24 protein-coding genes are annotated in these 20,956 nt (G+C 51.2%); 17 read left to right on the plus strand and 7 right to left on the minus strand.

Going from position 1 to position 20,956, the window contains the following annotated elements; translation table 11 throughout:
• Positions 1–103: 103 nt before the first annotated feature.
• Positions 104–2,266, minus strand: coding sequence for a hypothetical protein (locus tag ACNRUY_RS21325; protein WP_488113687.1), 2,163 nt, complete (start codon positions 2,264–2,266; stop codon positions 104–106).
• Positions 2,267–2,352: 86 nt separating this feature from the next.
• Positions 2,353–2,931: a lysophospholipid acyltransferase family protein gene (locus ACNRUY_RS21330; protein WP_488113688.1), complete on the minus strand. Its 579-nt coding sequence runs from the start codon at positions 2,929–2,931 to the stop codon at positions 2,353–2,355.
• A 345-nt stretch (positions 2,932–3,276) separates the two neighbouring features.
• On the opposite strand from ACNRUY_RS21330, the gene ACNRUY_RS21335 reads away from it, so the two are divergent.
• On the plus strand, positions 3,277–4,062 hold the full coding sequence (locus ACNRUY_RS21335) for a class I SAM-dependent methyltransferase (RefSeq protein WP_488113689.1): 786 nt from the start codon (positions 3,277–3,279) through the stop codon (positions 4,060–4,062).
• 66 nt (positions 4,063–4,128) lie between these two features.
• Here the strand turns inward: ACNRUY_RS21335 and dapD are convergent, their stop codons facing one another.
• The 4 genes from dapD to ACNRUY_RS21355 all read right to left on the minus strand — a co-directional run bounded on the left by dapD (position 4,129) and on the right by ACNRUY_RS21355 (position 7,157).
• The gene (gene dapD / locus ACNRUY_RS21340) at positions 4,129–5,166 is read right to left on the minus strand and encodes a 2,3,4,5-tetrahydropyridine-2,6-dicarboxylate N-succinyltransferase (RefSeq protein WP_488113690.1); all 1,038 of its coding nucleotides are present in this window, start codon (positions 5,164–5,166) and stop codon (positions 4,129–4,131) included.
• Between the two features lie 11 nt (positions 5,167–5,177).
• Entirely contained in the window at positions 5,178–5,525 is a 348-nt protein-coding gene (locus tag ACNRUY_RS21345) for an ArsC family reductase (RefSeq protein ID WP_488113691.1), read from the minus strand.
• A 102-nt stretch (positions 5,526–5,627) separates the two neighbouring features.
• Entirely contained in the window at positions 5,628–6,047 is a 420-nt protein-coding gene (locus ACNRUY_RS21350; protein ID WP_488113692.1) for a DUF1499 domain-containing protein, read from the minus strand.
• Positions 6,048–6,143: 96 nt separating this feature from the next.
• A complete protein-coding gene (locus ACNRUY_RS21355) occupies positions 6,144–7,157 on the minus strand; it encodes an NADP-dependent oxidoreductase (protein ID WP_488113693.1) in 1,014 nt (337 codons plus the stop codon).
• Positions 7,158–7,276: 119 nt separating this feature from the next.
• On the opposite strand from ACNRUY_RS21355, the gene ACNRUY_RS21360 reads away from it, so the two are divergent.
• Both ACNRUY_RS21360 and ACNRUY_RS21365 read left to right on the plus strand, forming a co-directional pair.
• Positions 7,277–8,242 (plus strand): LysR family transcriptional regulator, encoded by a 966-nt coding sequence (locus ACNRUY_RS21360; RefSeq protein WP_488113694.1) that lies wholly within the window; start codon positions 7,277–7,279, stop codon positions 8,240–8,242.
• A 111-nt stretch (positions 8,243–8,353) separates the two neighbouring features.
• On the plus strand, positions 8,354–9,340 hold the full coding sequence (locus ACNRUY_RS21365; RefSeq protein WP_488113695.1) for an ion channel: 987 nt from the start codon (positions 8,354–8,356) through the stop codon (positions 9,338–9,340).
• A 57-nt stretch (positions 9,341–9,397) separates the two neighbouring features.
• Here ACNRUY_RS21365 and ACNRUY_RS21370 read toward each other — a convergent pair whose 3' ends face one another.
• Positions 9,398–9,898 (minus strand): aminoacyl-tRNA deacylase, encoded by a 501-nt coding sequence (locus ACNRUY_RS21370; RefSeq protein ID WP_488113696.1) that lies wholly within the window; start codon positions 9,896–9,898, stop codon positions 9,398–9,400.
• Between the two features lie 331 nt (positions 9,899–10,229).
• Between ACNRUY_RS21370 and nhaD the strand changes: the two genes are divergently transcribed.
• The 14 genes from nhaD to ACNRUY_RS21440 all read left to right on the plus strand — a co-directional run bounded on the left by nhaD (position 10,230) and on the right by ACNRUY_RS21440 (position 20,856).
• On the plus strand, positions 10,230–11,675 hold the full coding sequence (gene nhaD / locus ACNRUY_RS21375; RefSeq protein ID WP_488113697.1) for a sodium:proton antiporter NhaD: 1,446 nt from the start codon (positions 10,230–10,232) through the stop codon (positions 11,673–11,675).
• A 297-nt stretch (positions 11,676–11,972) separates the two neighbouring features.
• Positions 11,973–12,407, plus strand: coding sequence for a type III secretion system chaperone family protein (locus ACNRUY_RS21380; RefSeq protein ID WP_488113698.1), 435 nt, complete (start codon positions 11,973–11,975; stop codon positions 12,405–12,407).
• Complete coding sequence (sctC, locus tag ACNRUY_RS21385; protein WP_488113699.1) at positions 12,404–14,257, plus strand: type III secretion system outer membrane ring subunit SctC; 1,854 nt, start codon at positions 12,404–12,406, stop codon at positions 14,255–14,257. Before ACNRUY_RS21380 ends, sctC begins: the two co-directional genes overlap by 4 nt.
• A gap of 9 nt (positions 14,258–14,266) precedes the next feature.
• Positions 14,267–15,697: a type III secretion system inner membrane ring subunit SctD gene (gene sctD / locus ACNRUY_RS21390; protein WP_488113700.1), complete on the plus strand. Its 1,431-nt coding sequence runs from the start codon at positions 14,267–14,269 to the stop codon at positions 15,695–15,697.
• A gap of 49 nt (positions 15,698–15,746) precedes the next feature.
• Positions 15,747–15,962, plus strand: coding sequence for an EscE/YscE/SsaE family type III secretion system needle protein co-chaperone (locus tag ACNRUY_RS21395; protein ID WP_488113701.1), 216 nt, complete (start codon positions 15,747–15,749; stop codon positions 15,960–15,962).
• A 50-nt stretch (positions 15,963–16,012) separates the two neighbouring features.
• Positions 16,013–16,294 carry a type III secretion system needle filament subunit SctF gene (gene sctF / locus ACNRUY_RS21400; protein ID WP_488113702.1) on the plus strand — a complete coding sequence of 94 codons (282 nt, stop codon included), beginning with the start codon at positions 16,013–16,015 and terminating at the stop codon, positions 16,292–16,294.
• Positions 16,294–16,680 (plus strand): hypothetical protein, encoded by a 387-nt coding sequence (locus ACNRUY_RS21405; RefSeq protein WP_488113703.1) that lies wholly within the window; start codon positions 16,294–16,296, stop codon positions 16,678–16,680. The genes sctF and ACNRUY_RS21405 overlap by 1 nt, the downstream gene beginning before the upstream one ends.
• Positions 16,670–16,966: a hypothetical protein gene (locus ACNRUY_RS21410; protein WP_488113704.1), complete on the plus strand. Its 297-nt coding sequence runs from the start codon at positions 16,670–16,672 to the stop codon at positions 16,964–16,966. The genes ACNRUY_RS21405 and ACNRUY_RS21410 overlap by 11 nt, the downstream gene beginning before the upstream one ends.
• Positions 16,960–17,310 carry a type III secretion system inner rod subunit SctI gene (gene sctI / locus ACNRUY_RS21415; protein WP_488113705.1) on the plus strand — a complete coding sequence of 117 codons (351 nt, stop codon included), beginning with the start codon at positions 16,960–16,962 and terminating at the stop codon, positions 17,308–17,310. Before ACNRUY_RS21410 ends, sctI begins: the two co-directional genes overlap by 7 nt.
• A 130-nt stretch (positions 17,311–17,440) precedes the next feature.
• On the plus strand, positions 17,441–18,205 hold the full coding sequence (gene sctJ, locus ACNRUY_RS21420; RefSeq protein ID WP_488113706.1) for a type III secretion system inner membrane ring lipoprotein SctJ: 765 nt from the start codon (positions 17,441–17,443) through the stop codon (positions 18,203–18,205).
• Positions 18,132–18,908, plus strand: a complete 777-nt coding sequence (locus ACNRUY_RS21425) for a SctK family type III secretion system sorting platform protein (RefSeq protein WP_488113707.1) — start codon at positions 18,132–18,134, stop codon at positions 18,906–18,908. The genes sctJ and ACNRUY_RS21425 overlap by 74 nt, the downstream gene beginning before the upstream one ends.
• Positions 18,887–19,555, plus strand: coding sequence for an HrpE/YscL family type III secretion apparatus protein (locus tag ACNRUY_RS21430; protein ID WP_488113708.1), 669 nt, complete (start codon positions 18,887–18,889; stop codon positions 19,553–19,555). Before ACNRUY_RS21425 ends, ACNRUY_RS21430 begins: the two co-directional genes overlap by 22 nt.
• 70 nt (positions 19,556–19,625) lie before the next feature.
• Positions 19,626–20,423 carry a class I SAM-dependent methyltransferase gene (locus ACNRUY_RS21435; protein ID WP_488113709.1) on the plus strand — a complete coding sequence of 266 codons (798 nt, stop codon included), beginning with the start codon at positions 19,626–19,628 and terminating at the stop codon, positions 20,421–20,423.
• 244 nt (positions 20,424–20,667) lie between these two features.
• Positions 20,668–20,856 (plus strand): hypothetical protein, encoded by a 189-nt coding sequence (locus tag ACNRUY_RS21440; protein ID WP_488113710.1) that lies wholly within the window; start codon positions 20,668–20,670, stop codon positions 20,854–20,856.
• Positions 20,857–20,956 lie beyond the last annotated feature (100 nt).

Consider the following 20,956-nt stretch of genomic DNA (forward strand, 5'->3'; position numbering starts at 1 on the left):
AAGAACGCCAATGGAAACTCTGATAGATGGCAAAGAGATCTGGAAGGAAAAATTTGTAGCCTGAATTTGACCTGACAGACACCCTCTGAAAAATCGGTGACTGTCAGATCAGGTCTGAACTACTACACATAAGTAGATACTGTATTCCTTTGATCGCCTTGATCTCTTCTCTCGCTTGCTTATTGTCGTGTTCAAAAGGCTTCAGAGAGGTGACCAGTTCAAGGGAAATCTGTTCATTCAGCTGCATTAACAGGGTCAGGAAGCTGGCCTTCCATTGAGGTTTATCTTCCTTTTTATCTGGAGTCTTGTTAATCAGTTCAGTGACCTTCTCTTGCACCGAGGCCAATTTTTGGTTTCGTCTCCCTTGATAATCCGCATAATCGAAGGGTTCCGGGGTGCCATTGGTCGACAGGCACTGCCGGGTATATTTTAAAGTGGCAGGGAATGAATGGGGGGGAGACAGCCAGTGGCCAAAGTCGGTTGCATCCTTGACTGGCAGATGTTTGTCATAGCCGAGCAGAGTTGTACTGAGTGTTTTCAACCTCGTTCTAAGCTGATTGGCTTCTTTTTTGTCACCATTGTCCTGTTCCAGTATGGCGATACTTTCCTTCAAATCGTCGATAGTTTGCTTAAGTCTGTGGATGGCCTTTTTCTGGCGAAGGGCATTGCGAATAAACTCAACACCACCCTTCAGATGGGACAGCTCTTCATCGGCAAGCAGCGAAAGACGGAGGGGATCTTCTGTTGAGCTTTTTTCTGAGCCCTTATCTTCTTTCCTTTTTGCTGCTATTTGATCCTTGAGATAAGCGACTAGAACCAGGCCTTCTTCAAGAGCTTCTGTCCAGGCTTCATCAGTAGAGTCAATGAGCGTTTGCCAGGTGGCATTAGACAGCAGCTTGCCGGCGAATACTTCAACAGACTCAATGATTGCTTTATCGCTCAAAGGGGTGATGAGTGGCAGTCCTGCGATCTCTGTAAGACGGTTCAGGGATGGCTGGAGAGTTTCAAGGGAATTACCCCCTGTCCCGGATTCAGCTGCTTTCTGTTCTTGCCGGTCTTGCTGGTCATCGCAGCTCACAATGTTGTCTATGGGACTGAAGGTGTAAGGCTTTCCGGTTTTTCTGTGGCGGACAAAGGTGTTGGGTTCTTTGTCTGGCTTAATGGTCTTGTAACGCTCTTCTCCGTCCCTGGCCTTTTTTCTGGGGGACAGGCCCGGTTGAGTGTCATCAAAGAACGTTTTACGCTTTCTCTCTCTACCCGATCTTCTGGGATCCAACTGTTTTGGGGAAACCGCCGGTTTTGACAGCGGTGGCGGGGTGGTATCCATCGGCGTGTCTTTTTTCTTTCTCCCGGGGACCTCGAAGGCAGTGGGTTCAGCACTGACCGTATCGCTTTTATCTTCCTCAGGCCCCATGTCACGCCAGGAAAATGGCTGGGCTCCCGAAAGGCTGTTGACATGACGGTCAGCGTAATCCAGTCGTTGGTGAATGACGGCCAGTTGCTCGTCGTTGAATGGTTCTGTGCAACCTGCCTGGTGTGTTCGGAACTTAAGGAGCCAGTCGTGCAATCCCGGCTTAAGCTCCTTAAGCCGTGCTGTGGTCATGGGCTCACTGGAACTGTCAGCATTGTCGTTGCGAATGTTCCAGTATTGCAAAGTGGCTTCTGCAGCGGTGATGCCATTAAGGGTTTGGTGCATCCAGGGGGGGGCAAACTCGCCATACTCACTCTGACGTTGTTTGTTTTCACGATCATTTGTGAAGTATTTCCGATCCTCAGCAGGGACCTTCCAGCTGTTATTAAAGTGATTCAGGATCCTGGGGATTTGGCCAGGCTGGGCAGGGTAGCTTTCAATGCTGGTGTTGAGCCACCCGGTCAAGTCCCTGGCCTGTTGTCTTGATAACTCACCGCTGCCGAGTAAGTCGTCGATTTTTTTCAGGGCGATGATCAGGCGGTTGTAGCAGGGGCCGCTGCCATCCATCACGGCTAAACGATTTTCTTGTAATTTCAGGTGAGCCTGAAAATACTTCAAATCGTCAAAAAGCACGTTATGGGAAGAGAACCATTTTGGACATTTTCCGGGTATGGGGACTGGAATTGTACAGGGCTGTGCCTGGTAGCTGGTCAGGGGCTTTGGGTTCCTGGACGGGCTGCTTTCCAGGTATTTTCTGCCTCTGACTTGAAGGGCATTTGGTAGATTATTTTTATCGATGGGTGTCAGTATGACCACCGGGTTGAGCTTTATAGGGCCGATTCCTGAACCATTCATAAGCTTCCTGCTTTGTTTTTTTTATTATTATATACCTGTCTTCTGATGAGAAAAAAGCCAGCAACCTGGCTGGCCACCACGGTTAATCAGGTGAATTGTCCCGGGTTTTTACCGGTCATATCCGCGTAGAACGCTTTGATTTTTTCCAGGTCAGACTCATAGTTTCCGGTAGTGAAGAACATGGGGCCAAACCCCCCCACTTTCTTTTTAAAGTCCAGAAACCCAAGGGCAATGGGAACCCCTGAACCATGGGCAACATGATAGAAGCCACTTTTCCACTGTCGAACCTTTGATCGTGTGCCTTCCGGAGGAATCGCCACGGCCAGGTCTGAGCAGCGATGGTAAGTGTCGATCATCTGTTGAACCAGTCCGTTAGCCTGGCTTCGATCCACTGGAATGCCTCCCAGCCATTTCATTACGGCTCCGAAAGGCCCTTTGAACAGAGACTGCTTCCCCATCCAGAACACTTTCATTCGAAAGGAGAATGCAAAAGCCAGGGTCAGTACAAAATCCCAGTTGCTGGTGTGAGGGGCTGCTATCACCACATACTTTCGGGCACCAGGGCGCTCTCCTGCCAGCTTCCATCCGGCCAGTTTCAGGCCTGTTCTGGACATCAGGCGAAAAAGGGTGTTTACCACCGGCGTATCAAAAATAGTTTGTCGCATAATTATTCTTTAATCCTTCAACAGCTCCGGAGAATTATAACGGCAGAGTAGGGGCGAGACGATCAGAGATTGCCCTGCAGGCTTATTTTTACACAACATATAGTCAGGAAGGCAAACAACCGTGTTTATCTGAACAGGTTAGGCTCTTCAGGGGCAGGCTTGAGCAAAGGAACAAATACATTGAAAGTGTGCGGGTATTGTTCGGTTGATTCTTTTTTTGTAAGGATATTCAGTAACTGCTTGTTCTTCGTCTATTTTTCATACTTGCCTCTGTGTTTTTCTTCCGGGTAACAATACAGCGGGGGTGACGTATATGAAGTGCTTGGCTAAACCGGGGTATCTCATATGACTGCTCAATCGCCTTCTGAGAATAGTGATGATGACGATCAGCTATTGGCAGAGTGTTACGAAGAGTGTAACTGGCCCATTTATTTTTACGGTGAGCGTTATACGACCCTTTCGGTTATTCCGGGTATGCAGGGAAAAAAAGTGTTGGATATCGGCTGTGGAACTGGAGGGTACGCCCGGGAGTTTCAGTCGCGGGGGGCAGCCCTGGTCAAGGGGATTGATCTTTCGAAAAAAAGACTGGATATAGCCCGCTCCAAGGAGAAAAAAAAAGGATCCGTTATCCAGTACACTCAGGCAGACTTTATGGACTGGGAGCCAGATGGCCAATACGATCTGGTTTTTTCATCCTATCACCTGCTCAATTATGCAAAGAGTATCAAGCAGCTGAATCTGATTCTTGAGAAACTCCAGGTCTGTATGGCTTCTGATGGAAACCTGGTTCTGGTGATCGGGGTTATGGGAAAGCAGCAGGCCAGCAACTATGAAGACGTACTTTCATGGTTCAAGCTCTATCACAAAAGTCCCCTGAAGTCTTTTGAGCGTTATCGTGTGACGTTCAAGGCCAAACCCTGTAGCTTTGACCTTTATCCCGCCTGCATAGACCCGGCGGATGTACTGGATCTGCTGAATAAAAGGGGGTTTGTGGATATCCGATTGCACCCGCTGCGATTCAGCCCGGATGCCAGCCAGCATATATCCACAAAGGAAATCAGCTTGCTGACAATCCACCCCTTCTGCCTGACCATAACGGCAAAGTATCTGGAGACGGGGTTATCCGGGTGAGAGAACCGCACTCACTTCCCGTTTGAGGGGCTGAGTACGGCTTTTGGTGACAGGCAGGAGCATCAATCAGTTGTGAGAATGAAGCTCGTCGTTCAACTCAATGGCTGATTTGTTGGTCAGGCATTCAATGGCGCCGTTGAGCGAGTTGCGACGGAACAGCAGATCCGATTTGCCAGTGAGCGCTTCCGCCTTGATGGTCTCAACGACGTTGCGCTGGTCATCCAGTACCTGGACTTTACTGGCGGCGGTCAGATACAGTCCTGCTTCAATAATGCAGCGATCTCCCAGGGGAATGCCCAGGCCGGCATTGGCGCCGATCAGGCAGTTGTCACCCACTGAAATGACCACGTTATTCCCACCGGAGAGGGTTCCCATGGTGCTGCAGCCACCGCCCAGGTCAGAGCCTTCTCCGACCATGACACCCGCTGAGACCCGACCTTCCACCATGCTCTTGCCTTCAGTACCGGCATTAAAGTTAATAAAGCCTTCATGCATGACGGTGGTGCCTTCGCCCACATAGGCCCCGAGGCGGACCCGTGCGGTGTGAGCGATGCGGACACCGGAAGGCACCACGTAATCGGTCATTTTCGGGAACTTGTCCACGGAATTCACACTCAGAACACGGCCTTCGGCACGGGCTTTCAATTGCCTTGCAGGGAGCTCTTCAAGATCAATCGCCCCTTCACTGGTCCAGGCCACATTGGGCAGCAACGGGAAGATACCCTGAAGGTTGACACCATGGGGTTTGACCAGGCGGTGGGACAGAAGGTGAAGTTTCAAATAGGCTTCCGGGGTGCTGGCAGGGGCTTCATCGGTTTCCAGAATAGTGATAACCCGGGGTTGGTTGCTTTCCTCCAGGCTGAGCAGGATATTGGCCAGCTCCTTTTCTTGAATATCAACGCACAGGTCTTCCAGGGCATGGCAGGTCTTGCTGTCCAGTTCAATAAAGGCATTACCACCCTGGTAGTCAATCAGGCTGGTAATGCTGTTGAACAGTTCCGGCTCCGGATGCAGCAGGGGCTTTGGATAATAGACTTCAAGCCACTCACCTTTCTGGTTTTTGCTGCCAATGCCAATGGCCAGGCTGAAATGACGTTCGCTCATTTACCCTTCCTTCAGTGAGAAAATAAATGGTTGTATTGTTGTTCTGAAAAGCCCAGAACTTTCTGCTGCCCAGCCTCCAGCAGAGGTCTCTTGATCATTGCCGGTTGTTCGAGCATCAGGTCAATGGCCTTTTCCTGAGTGATGGATGCTTTGTCTTCTTCGGGCAGTTTTCTCCAGGTGGTGCCACGGCGATTCAGTAATGACTCCCAACCCAGCTCGGCGGCCCATTGTTCAAGCATAATCCGTTCCAGGCCATTTTTCCTGTAATCGTGAAAACGATAGTCAACGCCTGCCTGTTCCAGCCAGCGGCGGGCCTTTTTGATGGTGTCGCAGTTACTGATGCCGTAAAGAGTGACCACAGGAGCTCCTGGACCTAAAGATGACAAAAGGACAAAGGATACTCGTTCTCAGCCATTCTTGCATAGGCACTATAGAGGATCTTTGACCAAACAGGAGGGTTTTCAGGGGGCCAGGGCGGTCCTGAGCTGTTCAATCCGGCGGCGGTTTACACCGAAATCATAATAGCCGGTTCTTGAAGAGGATCGGACATCGACTTTACCGTCCGGACGGATGATCAGTGTCAGGTCGTCCTTGAATTTCAGCCACTTCGATGTGATGACAGCGTTAATCACGGTATTCTGTTCTGGCGATTTTCCAGTCACTACTGCCGTATCAGGCCAGTCAGCCAGGGTTTCCAGCAGTTTCTCCCGGGTCTCATCCGGGGCCAGTCCCTCCAGTTCCAGTGGAGGAATAAAATGTTCTCCCTGTTCGAGGCTACTGACGCAGTTCGGGCTGGTGGGGCAGGGCAGTCCGGATGCCTGGGTTGAAGTTGCAAACAGTGCCAGAAGCAGTGGCAGCATCAGGGTATTGAAGGTCTTCACGCATTCTCCAGCAAGCCCTGCAGAAGCAGGGCCGTTTTATTATTGATTGTTTTTTTGTTCTGAGCCATCGGTTATGAACAAAGATGGGCTGGTTGTTTATTCTGCCAGTTTGACCAGCATTTTTCCGGTGTTTTTGCCCGTGAACAGACCGATAAAGGCTTCCGGTGCCTGTTCAATCCCTTCAAACACGGTTTCTTTCCAGCTGATCTTTCCCTGCTGAATCCACTGGCTCATCTCCCCGACGAATGCCGGGTACTGATCCCAGTGATCAAAGACAATAAAGCCCTGCATTCTGATTTTTTTGATGATCAGTTGTGCCAGGTTGGACGGGCCGGGGACGGGCTCAGTGGCATTGTATTGATCAATCATGCCACAAACGGCGATCCGGCCATAATCGTTCATGACATTAAGGACTGCTTCCAGATGGGCACCCCCGACGTTCTCGAAGTAAACGTCAATCCCGTCAGGGCAGGCGCTGGCAATATCGCCCTGGAGGTCTTTTGACGTTTTGTAGTTGACCACAGCGTCCACACCCAGTTCGTTTTTCAGGTAGCGGGCTTTTTCGTCAGAGCCTACGCTGCCTGCCACATAACAGCCCTTGAGTTTGGCGATCTGGCAGACAATGGCTCCCACGGCGCCGGACGCTGCAGACACAAATACTTTGTCGTTCTCTTTCAGCTGGGCAATCTTGTTGAGCCCGACCCAGGCGGTCATGCCTGGCATGCCGAGAATGCCCAGAAAAGCCTGGATGGGCGCCGGAGAGTCCGGCAGGGGCTGGAGGTCCTGGCCATCAGTGATGAAAAATTCCCGCCAGCCACTCATGCTGGCTACTTTGGAGCCTCTGGCAAAGGCCGGGTTTCTGGACTCCATGACTTCGCCAATGGCGCCGCCGCTGAGGACCTGGTCCAGGGCAAAAGGTTCGATGTAACTTTTGCGCTCAATCATCCTTCCACGCATATAGGGGTCAACGGACATCCAGAGGTTTTTGACCAGAATCTCATTTTCCCCCAGTTCCCCCACGGGCGTGGTGACCTGTTTGAAGTCCTCTGGAACCGGCATGCCTGTTGGTCGGCGATGCAGGTGAATTTCACGGTTTTCTTTGATGTACATGATCGGCCTCGTTGGTTGCTGGCAGCCTGAAACTGGGGTGATAACAGGAGATAATCTATCGTTGAACTATTTATGCATCCAATGCATATTTCTGATAAATAAAATGCGCTGGAGTAATAATGATGAGCCTGGCCGCTTCTGATTTAAATTTGCTGCCCGTTTTGCAGGTGCTTCTGGAAGAGCGAAACGTGACCCGGGCGGCCGGTCGATTGAACTTAAGCCAGCCGGCCATCAGCAGAAGTCTTGCCCGTCTCCGGGAGCTGTTTGGTGATCCACTGTTTACCCGGACTCCACGGGGGCTGGCTCCAACGCCCAGAGCCGAAAGCATTGAGGCTCAACTGTCGGGGTTGTTACAGGATATTGGACAGTTGATTGAGCCTCCGCGATTTATTCCAGGAGAGGCATCGCGCCGTTTTACTCTGGCGACCACCGATTATGGTGCCCAGGTGCTTATGCCCCCGGTAATTGAACGGTTAAGACGGGAAGCACCGGGTGTGGATCTGGAAATCATGCCCTGGCATGAGCAGTTGATTCATCAGATGGATCGAAACACACTGGATATGGCCACCTGTACTTTGACGGACGTGCCTGCTGCCATTCATGGCCGGGGGGTGGGTCAGGATCGTTTTGTCTGTGTGCTGAGAAAATCACACCCTCTGGCAGCAAAAGGCCTTGATCTGGAGCAGTACGTCCGTTATCCCCATGCACTGATCACCATGGGAGGGGAGAGAAAAGGTGCCATTGATCATTTGCTCGAGCGGCAGGGGCTGAGCCGGCGGATTGCCCTCCGGGTCCCGCATTTTGTGGCGGCCCTTGCATTGGTTGCCAGAACGGATTTGCTGTTGACGGTTCCTTATGGGCTGGCAAAAAGCTGTGCCAGCCATTACGGCCTGGTGATTCTGCCCTTTCCCATGGCTCAGAAAGCCTTCACTTATTCTGTTATCTGGCATGAGCGTTACCTGCGTGATCCGGGACATCAATGGTTAAGGCAGTTGATGGTGGAAGAGTTAACCAGGGTGACGGGAAAGTTGGAACAGGAATGCCCGGCGTGGACCGATGATCTGGCGACCATGATCAATGATTAAAATAAAGGGCTGTCTATTGGCCGTCGGCGACAGGGCGTTTTGTGAAGGCGGCACTGGCCGATAGGGTTATCAGGGACCGACAACCTGACCCAATGAACACAGGGAGTGTTTATGGCGTTATCTTCAGAATCGTTACCTCCACAACATCGTCAATGCAGTTACGTTGGGCAGCTGAGCGGCTGTGAAGAACGTGCTGAGCCAGGAAGTGCTTACTGTTTCTGGCACTGTCCGGAGGCGGATAAGTCGGGGCAGGATGTGAAGGAAAGGCTGGAGCAGCGGGCTCGGACCGGGAAGCCCATGGAGGGGTTCAGGCTCTGCAATGCTTTGCTGGACAACATTAACCTGGTGAACCGGGACGGAGAACCTTTTCAGCTGGTTAACAGTGACCTGAGCAGGGCCAGTTTGCACAAGGCGCACCTATACCGGCTTGACCTGTCAGGATCCAGCCTGTTCAAGACCAACCTGTCCCACGCCAATCTTCACCGGACCAACCTGTCAGGGTGTAACCTGCTTGGTGCGAATCTGAAAAACAGCCTTCTTGACCATGTGGACTGGGGAGGAAAACTGTATCAGGAGTTAATGGCAGAAGAAAAAATAGATCAAGCGGGCTTGTATTATGAAGAGGCGGAAGAAGTCGCCAGGAATATTCGCCGACAATGCGAGCGGCAGGGAATACCGGAAGTGGCAGGACACTTTTATTACCAGGAAATGGTGTTTCACCGTTTGCAAATGCCCAGGTACTCCACCCGAAGGATGGTTTCCTGGCTGGTGGATAAGGTCAGTGGCTACGGCGAGTCGCCTTTGAAGGTGGTGTCTTTTTCCAGTTTGCTGGTGCTGGTGTGTTCTCTGGTGTATTTCGTGACCGGAATACAGGATTCAGGCGTGCTGGTCATGTATCGGGCAGAAAGCAGCTGGCTGGTCAATCTGGAAAGCTGGCTGGACTGCCTGTATTTCAGCGTGGTGACGTTCACCACCCTTGGCTATGGGGATTTGACCCCGTCCGGTTTATCCAGAATTGTCGCAGCGTTTGAAGCCTTTACCGGCAGTTTTTCACTGGCCCTGTTTGTGGTGGTGTTTGTCAAGAAAATGACCCGCTGACCCAACTCTCATACCTTTCCAGTGCTCCAACGGTGTGCATGCCATAGACAGCTGCTTTCAGCTACCACTGGCATAGGCTTCTGCTTCATCGGGGTCACAGCTGATGGCGGCGTGGGGTTGCCCCTGTAACAGTTTCTTGAATTGTTCCCGTTGAAGGTGTATCAGCTCCCGGTGGTTGCCTCCCTGAAGGTACAGATCCTGTACGGAGTTAAGTTCGTCATCCCAGCAGGTTTTCATGCCATAGGCAATGCCCATGGCCGGTACCGCACCTTCTTCACAGTCCGGGAACAAGTGATCAAGGCCTGTTTCCGTGACCAGATGAAGATGCCGGTTCAGCCTGGCATTCAGCCAGCGCAGCATCAGCTTGTTAATGGAAGGGACAATCGCCATGACGTACCCGTCCTGGTCCTGAAGCACAACAGCCTTGGCCATGTTTTTTACGGGCACACAGGCGACATGTGCAGTATTTAGGGCCCGGTCGGAATAGGGATGGCTGACCACCTCGTAATCCACCTGGCTATTGTTCAGAAAATTCTGGAGTTTAGGGGCAATAGACATCTGTGCGTCTCTTTGATCAAAGTGTTGGGCAACGATTTTTACCGTCTTTTCAGGCTAAAATCAGATTAAAAGTGTTTTACAAATTCTATACGCTATTTCGAAAAAGTTTATGGGAATTGTGTTTTTTTTTAAGTTAATAACGTCTATGCCTCTTTTTTTTATAAGCGGATTTTATAAATAAAGTCAGTCCCTGAATTTTGGGTATAACTTTTTCTCCCCTTGCTTTCACTCAAACAGGAAGACCCAGCTCGTCAGCCAGGGGATTGTCATTGAAGAATTTCGTTTTTGCACTCTTTATGGGAGCACGTTATCCTTCCCCGGTTTTGTGATTATGACCCTTATCAAATGGAGTTATGGTGGCCGGAATATGCTGAATAAAACGAAAAGACTCCTTTATTCAGGAGCGGTTTCTGGAGCGTTGGGGTTGATACCTTCAATGGCTCTGGCTGAAAGTACTTTGCAGGGAGCGACATCCAGTCCGATTGCCTGGGCCTGTATTGCCATTTTCGTGGTGGCGTACTGTGTGGTTATGGCCGAAGAGCAATTGCACCTGCGTAAATCCAAACCGGTGATTCTGGCGGCAGGGTTGATCTGGGCGCTGATTGCCTGGCTGGCAACCCAGGAGGGGGTTTCCCATGAAGAGCTGCGAGGGGCGGTCATGCATGACCTGGAAGAATATGCGGCCATGTTCCTCTTTTTGCTGGTGGCCATGACCTACATAAATGCCATGGAGGACCGGCAGGTGTTTGCGGCCTTGCGCAGCTGGCTGCTTAACAAAGGGTTCAATTTCCTGGGCCTGTTCTGGATCACCGGCATCCTGGCCTTCTTTATCTCCCCCATCGCCGATAACCTCACCACTGCACTGCTGATGGGGGCTGTGATTATGGCAGTGGGAGCGGGCCATCCCCGTTTCATAACCCTGGCGATGATCAATGTAGTGGTGGCCGCCAATGCGGGAGGGGCGTTCAGTCCATTTGGTGATATCACGACCCTGATGGTCTGGCAGGCGGGTAAAGTGGAGTTTTTCAAATTCTTCAGTTTGTTTATTCCCTCGATAGCCAACTATGTGGTGCCTGCTATTATCATGAGCTTCTTTATTGATAAAGGGCGCCCTACTGCCCGGCAGCTGACGGCCAGGATTAGTCGTGGGGGGCTGGGTATCTGTCTGTTGTTTCTGGTGACCATCGCCCTGGCAGTCAGTTTTGAAAAAGTCCTGGGCCTGCCTCCCTTTATGGGTATGATGACCGGGCTGGCACTGTTGATGTTCTACACCTATTTCATGCAGATCCGGGGGCTGACCAGCAACCGTAAACTGGAAGCGGTGGACGATGGGGATGACCAGCAGGGTATTGATATTTTCAAGAAGGTAGCCCTGGCAGAATGGGATACCCTGCTGTTCTTCTTCGGGGTTATTTTTTCCGTGGGCGGGCTGCGTTACCTGGGTTATCTGGATCTGGCTTCAGAAACCATGTACGCGGATCTCGGAGCTACCTGGACCAATATTATCGCCGGTGTAATATCGGCTGTGGTGGATAACATTCCGGTGATGTTTGCCATTCTCGGGATGAACCCGGAAATGGATACCTTCCAGTGGTTGCTGATTACCCTGACTGCGGGTGTGGGTGGCAGTCTGTTGTCCATTGGTTCAGCGGCAGGTGTCGCCTTGATGGGCGCCTCAAAAGGCAGTTATACCTTTGTCAGCCACTTGCGCTGGAGTTGGGCCATTGCCCTGGGCTATGGGACCAGCATCTGGGTGCACTTCCTGGTGAATGGCTGATTGGGTATGGAGCTGGTTCATCCGCATATTGCATGAAGTGTAGAGCTTCCCGTTATGCAATATGCGGGTTCAGGTTGACTCCTGTTACCCATTACGAAAGAAAAATGATTGCCTCTCTGAAACCGCGTCCTGGATATCCGGATCGGTATAAATCATCCCTGTTTACTTTAATCCTTCGCAATTGCCGACTATGTTCTGGTCGGCTGTCTTATTTAATTCACCCAGCTTTTTATTATGGAAAAGTCATGATGAAAAGCGACTATGAAAAGCCTCTTCACTCAGTGAGCGCGCGAACCCGTGAAAACCGATGTTCAACAGCTCTACTCAACCCTGATGGGCTGGCTGCAGAAACCGGATTCTGATCAGTCCACACCGGTGGAGGTATCGATTAACCCGGAGCTTTCCACCCGGTTTGTAAAAGGGGGGCGATGGATCTGGCTGGTCACCTGTCTGGGGAGCTGGCCGGAGCATGAAGTCACTCCGGCAGAGACCGAGTCTGTAATGACGGTGTTACAGGCCATACTGGCCAACGCGGCGGACTACCATGACAGTGTCTCTGTGGATGAAAGTGGAGGGTTGCTGCTGCATAGAGCGGTTCCAATCGAAGAGTTATCAGAAGATAACCTGCTGGACGCTTTTGATGGTCACAGTGCCTTTGCCAGGTACCTGTTCCCTCTGCTTGGCGGGGCAGAACCTCGGAGCTGGCAGGGGCCGGGAGTGGTTCACCCATGATGGGGCGTCCAGGGCTTTTCGTTTTTTGGTTTGCTTTGTCGTTTAATTCCCCGATACAGGCAGGGTTGCCGGATACGGTTAAACCCTTTGAATACGTTGCCAACGGTGAACCGCTGTCGGAAGTGATCCAGAGTTTCGCTTCCAGTTACCGGCTGCCAGTGGTGATCAGTCCGGCCATTACCGACATTGCCAATGGTCGATTCCACAGCCGCCGGATGGAGGATTTTCTGGCCAGAGTAGGGAGATTGTACGATCTGACCTGGTATTTTGACGGGAAAGTTCTTCACCTTTCCAAAAACTCCGAGACCCTCAGCCGCCTGCTGACACTGGATAGCATCAAGCCAGCAGAGCTGGAGGCGATGCTCAGGCGGGCAGATATGTGGGATGACCGTTTTCGCTGGCAGGTGCTGTCCGATAAAGGGGTTCTCTATCTGTCTGGCCCCCCCCGGTTTGTTAATCTGGTCACGGAGACGGCCAGGTTTATTGATCAGCAGGCCCTGGATCAGAGTGGCCGACGCCTGGTGATTGAGATTTTCCGGCTGCGCCATGCCTCGGCCACGAATCGAAGTTATCAGTTGCGGGATCAGAAAATGGAAGACCCCGGAGTGGCGAATATTCTTAAAACAGTGCTTCTCAGCCATCAGGCATCAGGCAGCACAGCGGCTCCGCCCCCCAAGGAGGGAGAAAAAACAGAGGATAAGAAAGACGTTGGGAAGAGGGATACTCCGGCTATCAATGCGTCCCATGCCAGCGCGCCTTCAAGTGCAAGAATTGAAGCCGTTCCCCAGATAAATGCCGTTCTGGTTCAGGATACCCCAGAGCGAATGTCGCTATACCGAGCGTTGATTAAAGAGCTGGACCGTCCCCAGAAACAGATTGAAATCAGTCTTTCCATTATTGATGTAAATGCCAGCAATCTGGATGAGCTGGGTGTGGACTGGAACGTAAGCCATAACTTTGGTGATGGCAATAGCATTGAGTTTTTAACACCCAATGCCTCGGGGGGGGGTTACCAGTCCGCCACCGTAGTGGGCCAGGGTCTGACCAGCTTTGTCACCCGGGTAAAGCTGATGAGCCAGCAGGGAAAAGCCCGGGTAGCCTCGCGGCCTGCCATTCTCACTGAAAACAACACTGAAGCGGTTCTTGATTTCAGCAGTACATTTTATGTGCCCCTGGAAGGGCGTGAGGCCGTCAGGCTGGAATCGGTCGCCTATGGCACCGTGTTGAATCTGCGGCCAAGAATTGTTGAGGTGCCCGGTAAACAGCGGGTTGCCCTGAAGATTCATATTGAAGACGGTGATCAGGCGGTTAACCGGGAGGTGCCTGGGAGTAAGCTGCCCCTGGTCAACCGGGCGATGATTGATACCCTGGCCACCATCAATGAAAACGAAAGCCTTTTGATTGGCGGCTACTTCCGGGATATGGCCATGGATGGAGAAAGCCGGATACCGCTGCTGGGGGATATTCCTCTGCTGGGTGAGCTGTTTAAAAGCAAAACCACCCGGATTGAGCAGACCGTTCGGATGTTTCTATTACAGCCTCGGATCCTGGAGCCCGGCCAGATGAGCAGTGTGCACAGTGACACAAGGGAAGATCCCTTTATTCCCGGGGATCTCGGGAGTCTTGGCAAGAGGGGGGCTGAACGACATCAGGCCGGTAAAACCAGAGATAAAGATGTCATTGAACAACAGGCAATGGCAGGTACGGCCTGCTATCCCAAAGGCATCTCCGATTCCTTGAAATCGCTGTTGATCTCGCAGGGTTATTCTTTCACCGAAATAGCCTGTGTCACCATTGATGGCAGTCCGGGAGTCAGGGTGTTTACAAAGCCTGCAACAACTCAGGAATGACTGGAGAGCATGAGCAGCCCTGTCTGGAAACTGAAGATCCTGTCTGGTCCCCATCTGGGAACCGTACTTGAACTGCCTCCGGGTAAGACGACGGTGGGCAGTGACGACCGGCAGGCGGACCTGGTGTTGAGTAATGAGAATTTGTCGCCTGTTCTGCTTGCGTTTGAAGTCTCTGGTGAAGGTGCTTTATATATATCCCTGGTTGCTGAACCCATGGATGTAGTGATTAATGGTAATAAGGAGGCAAATTGGCCGGTTGAAATACAAGGCAGTGCTACAATTTCCACACAGGCTGTGGATCTGGCCGTTGTTTCTGATGATACACCTTGGCCAGATTATCAGCCTGAAAGGTCGAGGGTACAAAACGGTCAGAGTGGTTTCAGTGAAACGTCGGGTTCTAACAGTATCCGGCCATCTTCGACAGATACGGATGCCAGAAAGACCACAAGCAGCATGGTTTTAAGTTCTGGCTTCAAGAGCTTTTCCATACGAGCTGCAACCAGAAATCTTTGGGTCTTGCTGGTCATTTTGCCAGTTCTCTGGTTCATGTGGATACTGCTGAATGAAGATGAGGTCGGCAGTGATTCAGAGTTGATCCTTTCACCTGTAAAGCAGAGCCAGCAGGTGATCAGTCAGTTGAATTTACCCTGGGTTGAACTGAAGTGGAACCGGAAACTGAATCGTGTACAGCTGAGAGGTTATGTTCAGACCCGCAGTGAGAAAGCGGAGTTACTGTCAGAGTTGAAGAGGCGGGCCATTCGATACAAAAGCCGGATACGGGTGATGGAGAACATCGTTCGCTCAGTGGAGTTCGCCCTTGAGGAACTGGGATTCAGTAATATTGAGGTGATGGCCGGTTCGTCCCCGGGAACTCTGTTGCTGGTGGGGTATGAGGATGATCGAACCCACTGGCCGGAGTTGGAACGAATCCTTGCCCAGGATATTCCGGGGCTGAAGTCCTGGAAGGCGGACTTCAGCCGGTATGACGACAGAGTCAGGGTGTTTGGCTCAATGTTGGAAAAGTCAGGGTTGAAGCATCGGTTGCAGCTTCAGGGCAGCGGTGATTCGATCAAGGCACTGGGGCTTCTGGATGAACAGCAGGAGCGTCTTTTTTATCAGGTGGCGGAGTCGTTCAGGCAGCTTTATGGGTTTACGCCGGAGTTGATGGCTTCTCCAAGAGTGCTGCCAGCAGGGCGGTTACCGCTTCGGGCGATCTCCCTGGGAGATCCACCGTTTCTGGTGTTGGAGGATGATCAGAAATACCTGGTGGGGGCTGTGCTCCCCAATGGTTATCGAATCAAAACCATCACCCGTGAGGGGGTCACCCTGGTAAAAGACAATGACACGGTTTTCTTTCCGGCTGTTTTGGGAGAGGCGGAAGAAAGTGATGAGGCGGATCAAATGACGAACCCGGAGCGGGCAATACCGCCCGACTATTGAAAACTCATGTACAGGGTATGACCAGCCAATGATGCCAGAATCTCCAGTGATGACCTCACTTGAAGAGCAGCTGAAACAGGACAGTGAAGGTCACTATCGTCAGAAGCTGCTGGATCAGCTCAGGGAACAGGCTCTCAGGGTGGGCAGGACGCTGAATCAGGGCTGCAGGCCGGAGGAGTATGACCGTTTGCAGGCGTTGAAGGAAGCGCTGTCCTGTGCGGAAACCGTTATTGATGAGGTGGCTTGTCGTATGGGTAGTGCTTAGGGAAGGTGCTAATAAGCCCTGTGGCAGTAATCTTGAGGTAGTAAGCATTTATGTCCCAGTACACGAAGACGTCCGTCAACCTGGATTATGTGGTTGATCAGATGCAGCAGGCCGTCAGCCAGGCGGATACCGATGTCAACGCCAAACTGGCGGAGCTGGGTAAAGCCAATTCCGGTACGGATGGCGCTGATAAGAGTGGAGGCAAGCTGAATCCTGCGGATCTTGCCAATGTGCAGCATGCTCTCAACCAGTGGTCTATCTCCTATAACCTGGCGGCCAGTACCAACCGAACAGTCAAAGACCTGTTATCCGGTATTATCCAGAAGATCTGATGATGGACACTGAGTTGAAGCGGCTGTTAATTGAAACGGCTTTTGTCGGTGCGGGTTATGGGCTGTTCAGGGAGGCTGAGCAGATTCTCAGGGCCATTGAACTCAATGGCGGCCAGCCCTTCCCCGTGGCAGTTGGCCGTGCCATATCCCTTATGGGCCAGGGCGATCTGGCGGGAGCAGGTAAACTGCTGATGCCTTATGTCAATGAATCCGGCGCGGCATCAGAAGCGGATGCCCTGTTAGCCCTGGTCAGTCTGAAACAGGGGCAGTCGCGAAGTGCAGAGTTTTATCTGCAGCGCTGCGAAAAAGCCGGCGATGTTCTGGCGCAGATGGCGGTGAATCTGCGCCGGGATTTTTCCGGTGGAGGTGTTCAACATGTTTATTAACAGTGCTATTAATCCTGTTAACCCACTCAACCACCAGCCCGCTTCCCAGGACGAGGCTTTCAGGAAGCGTGAGCCCAGCGCCCGCAGTCAGGATGAGTTTGAGCGGTTGATGTCTGTAGACAGCGGACGTGAAACTTCTTCTGAAACCGTCGAGGGCCATCTATCCGAAGACAACCCGAAGACAACGGAGGAGATGACTGACAAAGAGGTCAGGGACTGGAGCATTGAGATGTCCGTCAATGCTATTTTCAATAACCGGATTGAGGTTGAGAAAGAGCAATGGTAGATCCTAAAAGTGTTTCTTCTGTGGCCAGCTCTGCCCTTGAGCTGGCTGAAAGTTCAGCTTCAGCCCCTGTGGATGACAAGGCGGTGGATGCGTTTGAGCAGGCTTTCGCCGATACCGGTGACAGCAACATCGGTCAGGGCTTGGTGGAAAAGGCAGGAGAGCTGCGTGAGTCCTATAACAGCAAGGTGGAAGCTATTAATGAAAGCATGATGAACGTCACCAGTCCGGCGGAGTTATTGAAGCTGAACTGGCAGATCAGCTCACTGACGCTTCAGCAGGATTTGCTGGCGAAGACCGCGGGTAAGTCCAACCAGAACCTTGAGACCCTGCTGAAAATGCAGTGATTTTGATCATCTGTCGTTTTGTCGACAAATCCAGGCAATAAGCATGAATGTGTCGGCAAAATGTGTCAGCCGGAAAAATAGCAGAGGAAGAAGCTCGACACGTCAGGCAATATGCGGGCTAGTTTTGTTGATGGTTTTTTCATCGGTATTACTGGTCGGGTGTACGTCAGAACTGTATACCGGGCTGTCGGAAAAAGAGGCCAATGCCATGCTGGCCCTGTTGCAGCGCCATCGCATAGGGGTTGATAAGGTCAGTGTCAAAGGGGGGAAGGTTTCCCTGAGAGTGAACAACAGTGACCAGGCTGAGGCGATCCGTATCCTGAACCGGGAAGGGTTTCCCCGGGAACATTTTGACACCGTTCCAGGCCTGTTTCCCCAGGACAGCCTGATCAAGTCCCCTCTGGAAGAGCAGGCGCGCTTTACCTACGCCAAAAGTCAGGAAATTGCCGCAACCCTGGCGGAAATTGATGGCGTCCTCAGTGCTAAAGTGCATCTGGTTCTTCCCTCCCAGGAAGCCAGACGGGGAAAAGGCGGAGAGCCGGAAGTGGCCACCGCGTCGGTCTTTATCAAACACAGCACTTTGCTGGAGGTCAGCAGCTATACCCAGCAGATCAAGCTGCTGGTCAGCAAGGCTGTGTCCGGGTTGAGTTATGACAACATCAGTGTTGTTTTTTTTCCCACTGAGACCAGTTATGACAGCGGGGCTGACAGCAGCTATGCCGATTTTCTGTTTATCCGGGTTGATCGACAGTCAAAAGTCCCCTTGATGATTCTGCTGTTGTCTCTTGCCTGTGTGGCCATTTTTCTGCCCATGGGGATGTTTGTCTGGCATCGTCGTCAGCGCCCGTTGCCGGTTGACTCTGGAAAAAGTGAGGCCGGAGAAGGTAGTGGATAAAGCAGGTTGGCGGTTACTGATTGATGATCAGCTCTGGCCGGTGCTGCACGACTTCAATCTGATGCCACTCTCCTATATGGATTCGAGCTGGTGGATGGAACTGGGGCTGGATCAATCTTTCAAGGATGCCGTTGGCATTTGTCCTGAGGTATGTAATCAGTGGGTATTGAAGGCTCTGCAGCTGGAGAGATCGTTTGAGTTCAATATTGAGCACCCCTGGTTGGGAATTGTTCTGGCTGAATCCGATCTCTTGCAGAGGGTGGTCCGCTATTGCGGCCTGGCCTGCTGGCACTCCACCATCCAGGGAACGGTATGGCAGAAACCCCGGCAAGTGCTTCGGGAGGCCATTGGCCCTCAGGCGCTTGATTATGCCCTGAATGTCGCCCCGCTGTTATTGACCCAGTGGCCGGATGGCCTTCTTTATCAGGGCAGGGTGCCTGAGAGTCCTGAAGTCATTCTTGCTGAGGTGGATCGTTCAGGATTGCAGATCCTGTTTTCTATTCTGGAAGGAATCGGTCCGGCGTTGATGAGGCGGCTGATGTTGAAATTTCCGGTTCACTACCAGGGCTTGTTTTCAGGGGGTGTTTCAGGGCAGCCAGAAGAACCGGTAGAGGCGTTAGTATGCGACAGAGAACGATTGCAGCTTTTGGTCAGGAAAGTGACTCGTGTGGTTGACCCTGAATGTCCCTCTTTATTGAATTGATTCCGGCGGCCTTGGAGTTGGCTCCCGGTACCCGGGTTATCAAGGCTGAGGACTACCGGCGCTTTCAGGAAGCCGAAACGATCATTGCAACGGCACGGCAACAGGCTGAAAAGTTGCTGGGGGATGCGCAAAAGCAAGCTGGCATAGACAGGGAGGAGGAAAAAGAGCGAGGGTACAGGGAAGGGATGGAAGCTGCCCGAAAGGAACAGGCCAGTACCCTGCTGGCTACCCTGAACCATTGCGCCCTGATTTATCGGCAGATTGAGCCTGGACTGGCAAAAGTGATTCAGCAGACGGTGAAGGATTTGATTGGCCAGTTCAGTGATGAAGCATTAACCCTGAAACTGGTACAACAGGCGTTGTCCCGGAAACGCTGCAAGAAAGCTCTGATCCGGGTGAAGCCGGAGTGTGTAGCAATGGTTCAGGCCGAATTAAAACGGATTCAGCAGGAGCATCCGGACATGACGTTTCTGGAAGTCCAGCCGGACCCGTCTATAGAAGAGGCCGGGGCTATTCTGGAAACGGAGCTGGGTAATATTCAGGCACAATTGTCCACGCAACTGGAAGCCCTTGAGGAAGCTGTTAATCATGTTGTTACTGGAAATTCATCAACGCCTCCGATCGAAAGGGGATCAGCTGCTGTTTGATTTCCTGTGAAGGGCAATAGTCAGAGCTTCAGTGCATAGGCAGACGATGGTCTGGTGGGAGTCATGTTCTATGAAAGAGTGGGATAAGCACTCCCGGAAAGCTCAAGATGGCTCCCGGCAAGAGAGAGTGCATCAATTTGAAGTCCATGGGGATGAATACAAACAGTATTTAGCCACTTTTCTAGCCCATACGGATCAAAAGTTAAAAGCCATGGAGTGGCTTCTGGATGCCTTAAAGGCACTGCCTGAAAGAAGGAGGTTTATTGATGCCGGGGCAGGAAATGGAATACTGACCGGGCAATTGACCCCTTTTTTTCAATGCACTGAAGCCATCGAGCCAAATAATGTTCTATTCAGTTCTTTGAGCGATGCTTTACCGGAATGTACCCTTCATCCGTGTTCGATAATGGAAGCATCTCCAGAGGGGAAGGCGGATTTTATATTATGTTCCCACGTTTTTTACTATATTCCCTCAGAGCAATGGTTTGAGAATACCGGGAAGCTGTTAAGCTGGCTGGCACCTGGAGGTGTTTTGGTGATTGCGCTCCAGGCACCGGACACCGATTGTATGAACATGTTGAGGTATTTTACCGGGCATTCCTTTGATTTAACCCCTGTTAAAGAAAAACTTCAGCACACTTCGGGCCTGTCTCTTTCATTAATACGGGTTCCTGCCTCAATCAAGGCAGATACTATAGAGGTTGCCTATCGTATTGCAGAGTTTAATTTGAGTCTGGTTTTTGTGAATAACCCACCCTTAAAGGAGGATGTCTATCGGTACATTAAAACCCATTTCTGGCAGAAAGATGCGTCGGATTTTCATCTTTCCTGTGATCAGCTGTTTTTAAAAGTAAGTAGGGTGAAATAGCCGTTTTATTATGGAGGAAATAGTAATATTATCTTATTTTTTAAAATCAAATTTTGATATGTGGTTTTTATTTAAAAAGTTACTGCCCGTAAACTTGTACTAAACTCACTTGGATTTTCTGTTTAAGAAAAATGCATTATGAACATCATAATAGGTGGGCAGAATGATGTGGGGTAACTTAGGCAATACATATATTGAATTAAAAAACCTGATTGATGTAAGACGGTTGTTTGGGTTTTCAATTTTGATATTTCTGTCTTTTCTGACCATGGCTGATGAAGAGATTCAGGAACAGCGTGAATACACAATGGCCAGTGCTGTAGTGATTGAGTTTATAGACGACTGCAGTCACTGCCTTGGATACTTTATGGGGCCAACGCGTGTTGTCCTTTCACCGGAATGCCCCCAGGGCAAAAACATGATCACCAATTGAACAGCGCCATCAAGAAACAGCCTGTATAATCAGGGTTTTTCCTGTCTTTCGATGTCTGCAAAAGCCCTGTTTTCCAAATTCTCCTCGCTCACTGATAAGC

Source organism: Endozoicomonas sp. Z74, from assembly GCF_057680865.1.

Bases quoted from the DNA above. Each gene is read 5' to 3' on its own strand.
- sctD (WP_488113700.1), top strand. From the start codon at position 14,267: ATGAGCAGCCCTGTCTGGAAACTGAAGATCCTGTCTGGTCCCCATCTG.
- ACNRUY_RS21435 (WP_488113709.1), top strand. From the start codon at position 19,626: ATGAAAGAGTGGGATAAGCACTCCCGGAAAGCTCAAGATGGCTCCCGG.
- sctF (WP_488113702.1), top strand. From the start codon at position 16,013: ATGTCCCAGTACACGAAGACGTCCGTCAACCTGGATTATGTGGTTGAT.
- sctJ (WP_488113706.1), top strand. From the start codon at position 17,441: ATGGTTTTTTCATCGGTATTACTGGTCGGGTGTACGTCAGAACTGTAT.
- ACNRUY_RS21430 (WP_488113708.1), top strand. From the start codon at position 18,887: ATGTCCCTCTTTATTGAATTGATTCCGGCGGCCTTGGAGTTGGCTCCC.
- nhaD (WP_488113697.1), top strand. From the start codon at position 10,230: ATGACCCTTATCAAATGGAGTTATGGTGGCCGGAATATGCTGAATAAA.
- ACNRUY_RS21360 (WP_488113694.1), top strand. From the start codon at position 7,277: ATGATGAGCCTGGCCGCTTCTGATTTAAATTTGCTGCCCGTTTTGCAG.
- ACNRUY_RS21365 (WP_488113695.1), top strand. From the start codon at position 8,354: ATGGCGTTATCTTCAGAATCGTTACCTCCACAACATCGTCAATGCAGT.
- ACNRUY_RS21335 (WP_488113689.1), top strand. From the start codon at position 3,277: ATGACTGCTCAATCGCCTTCTGAGAATAGTGATGATGACGATCAGCTA.
- ACNRUY_RS21355 (WP_488113693.1), bottom strand. From the start codon at position 7,157: ATGTACATCAAAGAAAACCGTGAAATTCACCTGCATCGCCGACCAACA.
- ACNRUY_RS21325 (WP_488113687.1), bottom strand. From the start codon at position 2,266: ATGAATGGTTCAGGAATCGGCCCTATAAAGCTCAACCCGGTGGTCATA.
- sctI (WP_488113705.1), top strand. From the start codon at position 16,960: ATGGTAGATCCTAAAAGTGTTTCTTCTGTGGCCAGCTCTGCCCTTGAG.
- ACNRUY_RS21395 (WP_488113701.1), top strand. From the start codon at position 15,747: ATGACCTCACTTGAAGAGCAGCTGAAACAGGACAGTGAAGGTCACTAT.
- ACNRUY_RS21405 (WP_488113703.1), top strand. From the start codon at position 16,294: ATGATGGACACTGAGTTGAAGCGGCTGTTAATTGAAACGGCTTTTGTC.
- ACNRUY_RS21410 (WP_488113704.1), top strand. From the start codon at position 16,670: ATGTTTATTAACAGTGCTATTAATCCTGTTAACCCACTCAACCACCAG.
- sctC (WP_488113699.1), top strand. From the start codon at position 12,404: ATGATGGGGCGTCCAGGGCTTTTCGTTTTTTGGTTTGCTTTGTCGTTT.
- ACNRUY_RS21330 (WP_488113688.1), bottom strand. From the start codon at position 2,931: ATGCGACAAACTATTTTTGATACGCCGGTGGTAAACACCCTTTTTCGC.
- dapD (WP_488113690.1), bottom strand. From the start codon at position 5,166: ATGAGCGAACGTCATTTCAGCCTGGCCATTGGCATTGGCAGCAAAAAC.
- ACNRUY_RS21370 (WP_488113696.1), bottom strand. From the start codon at position 9,898: ATGTCTATTGCCCCTAAACTCCAGAATTTTCTGAACAATAGCCAGGTG.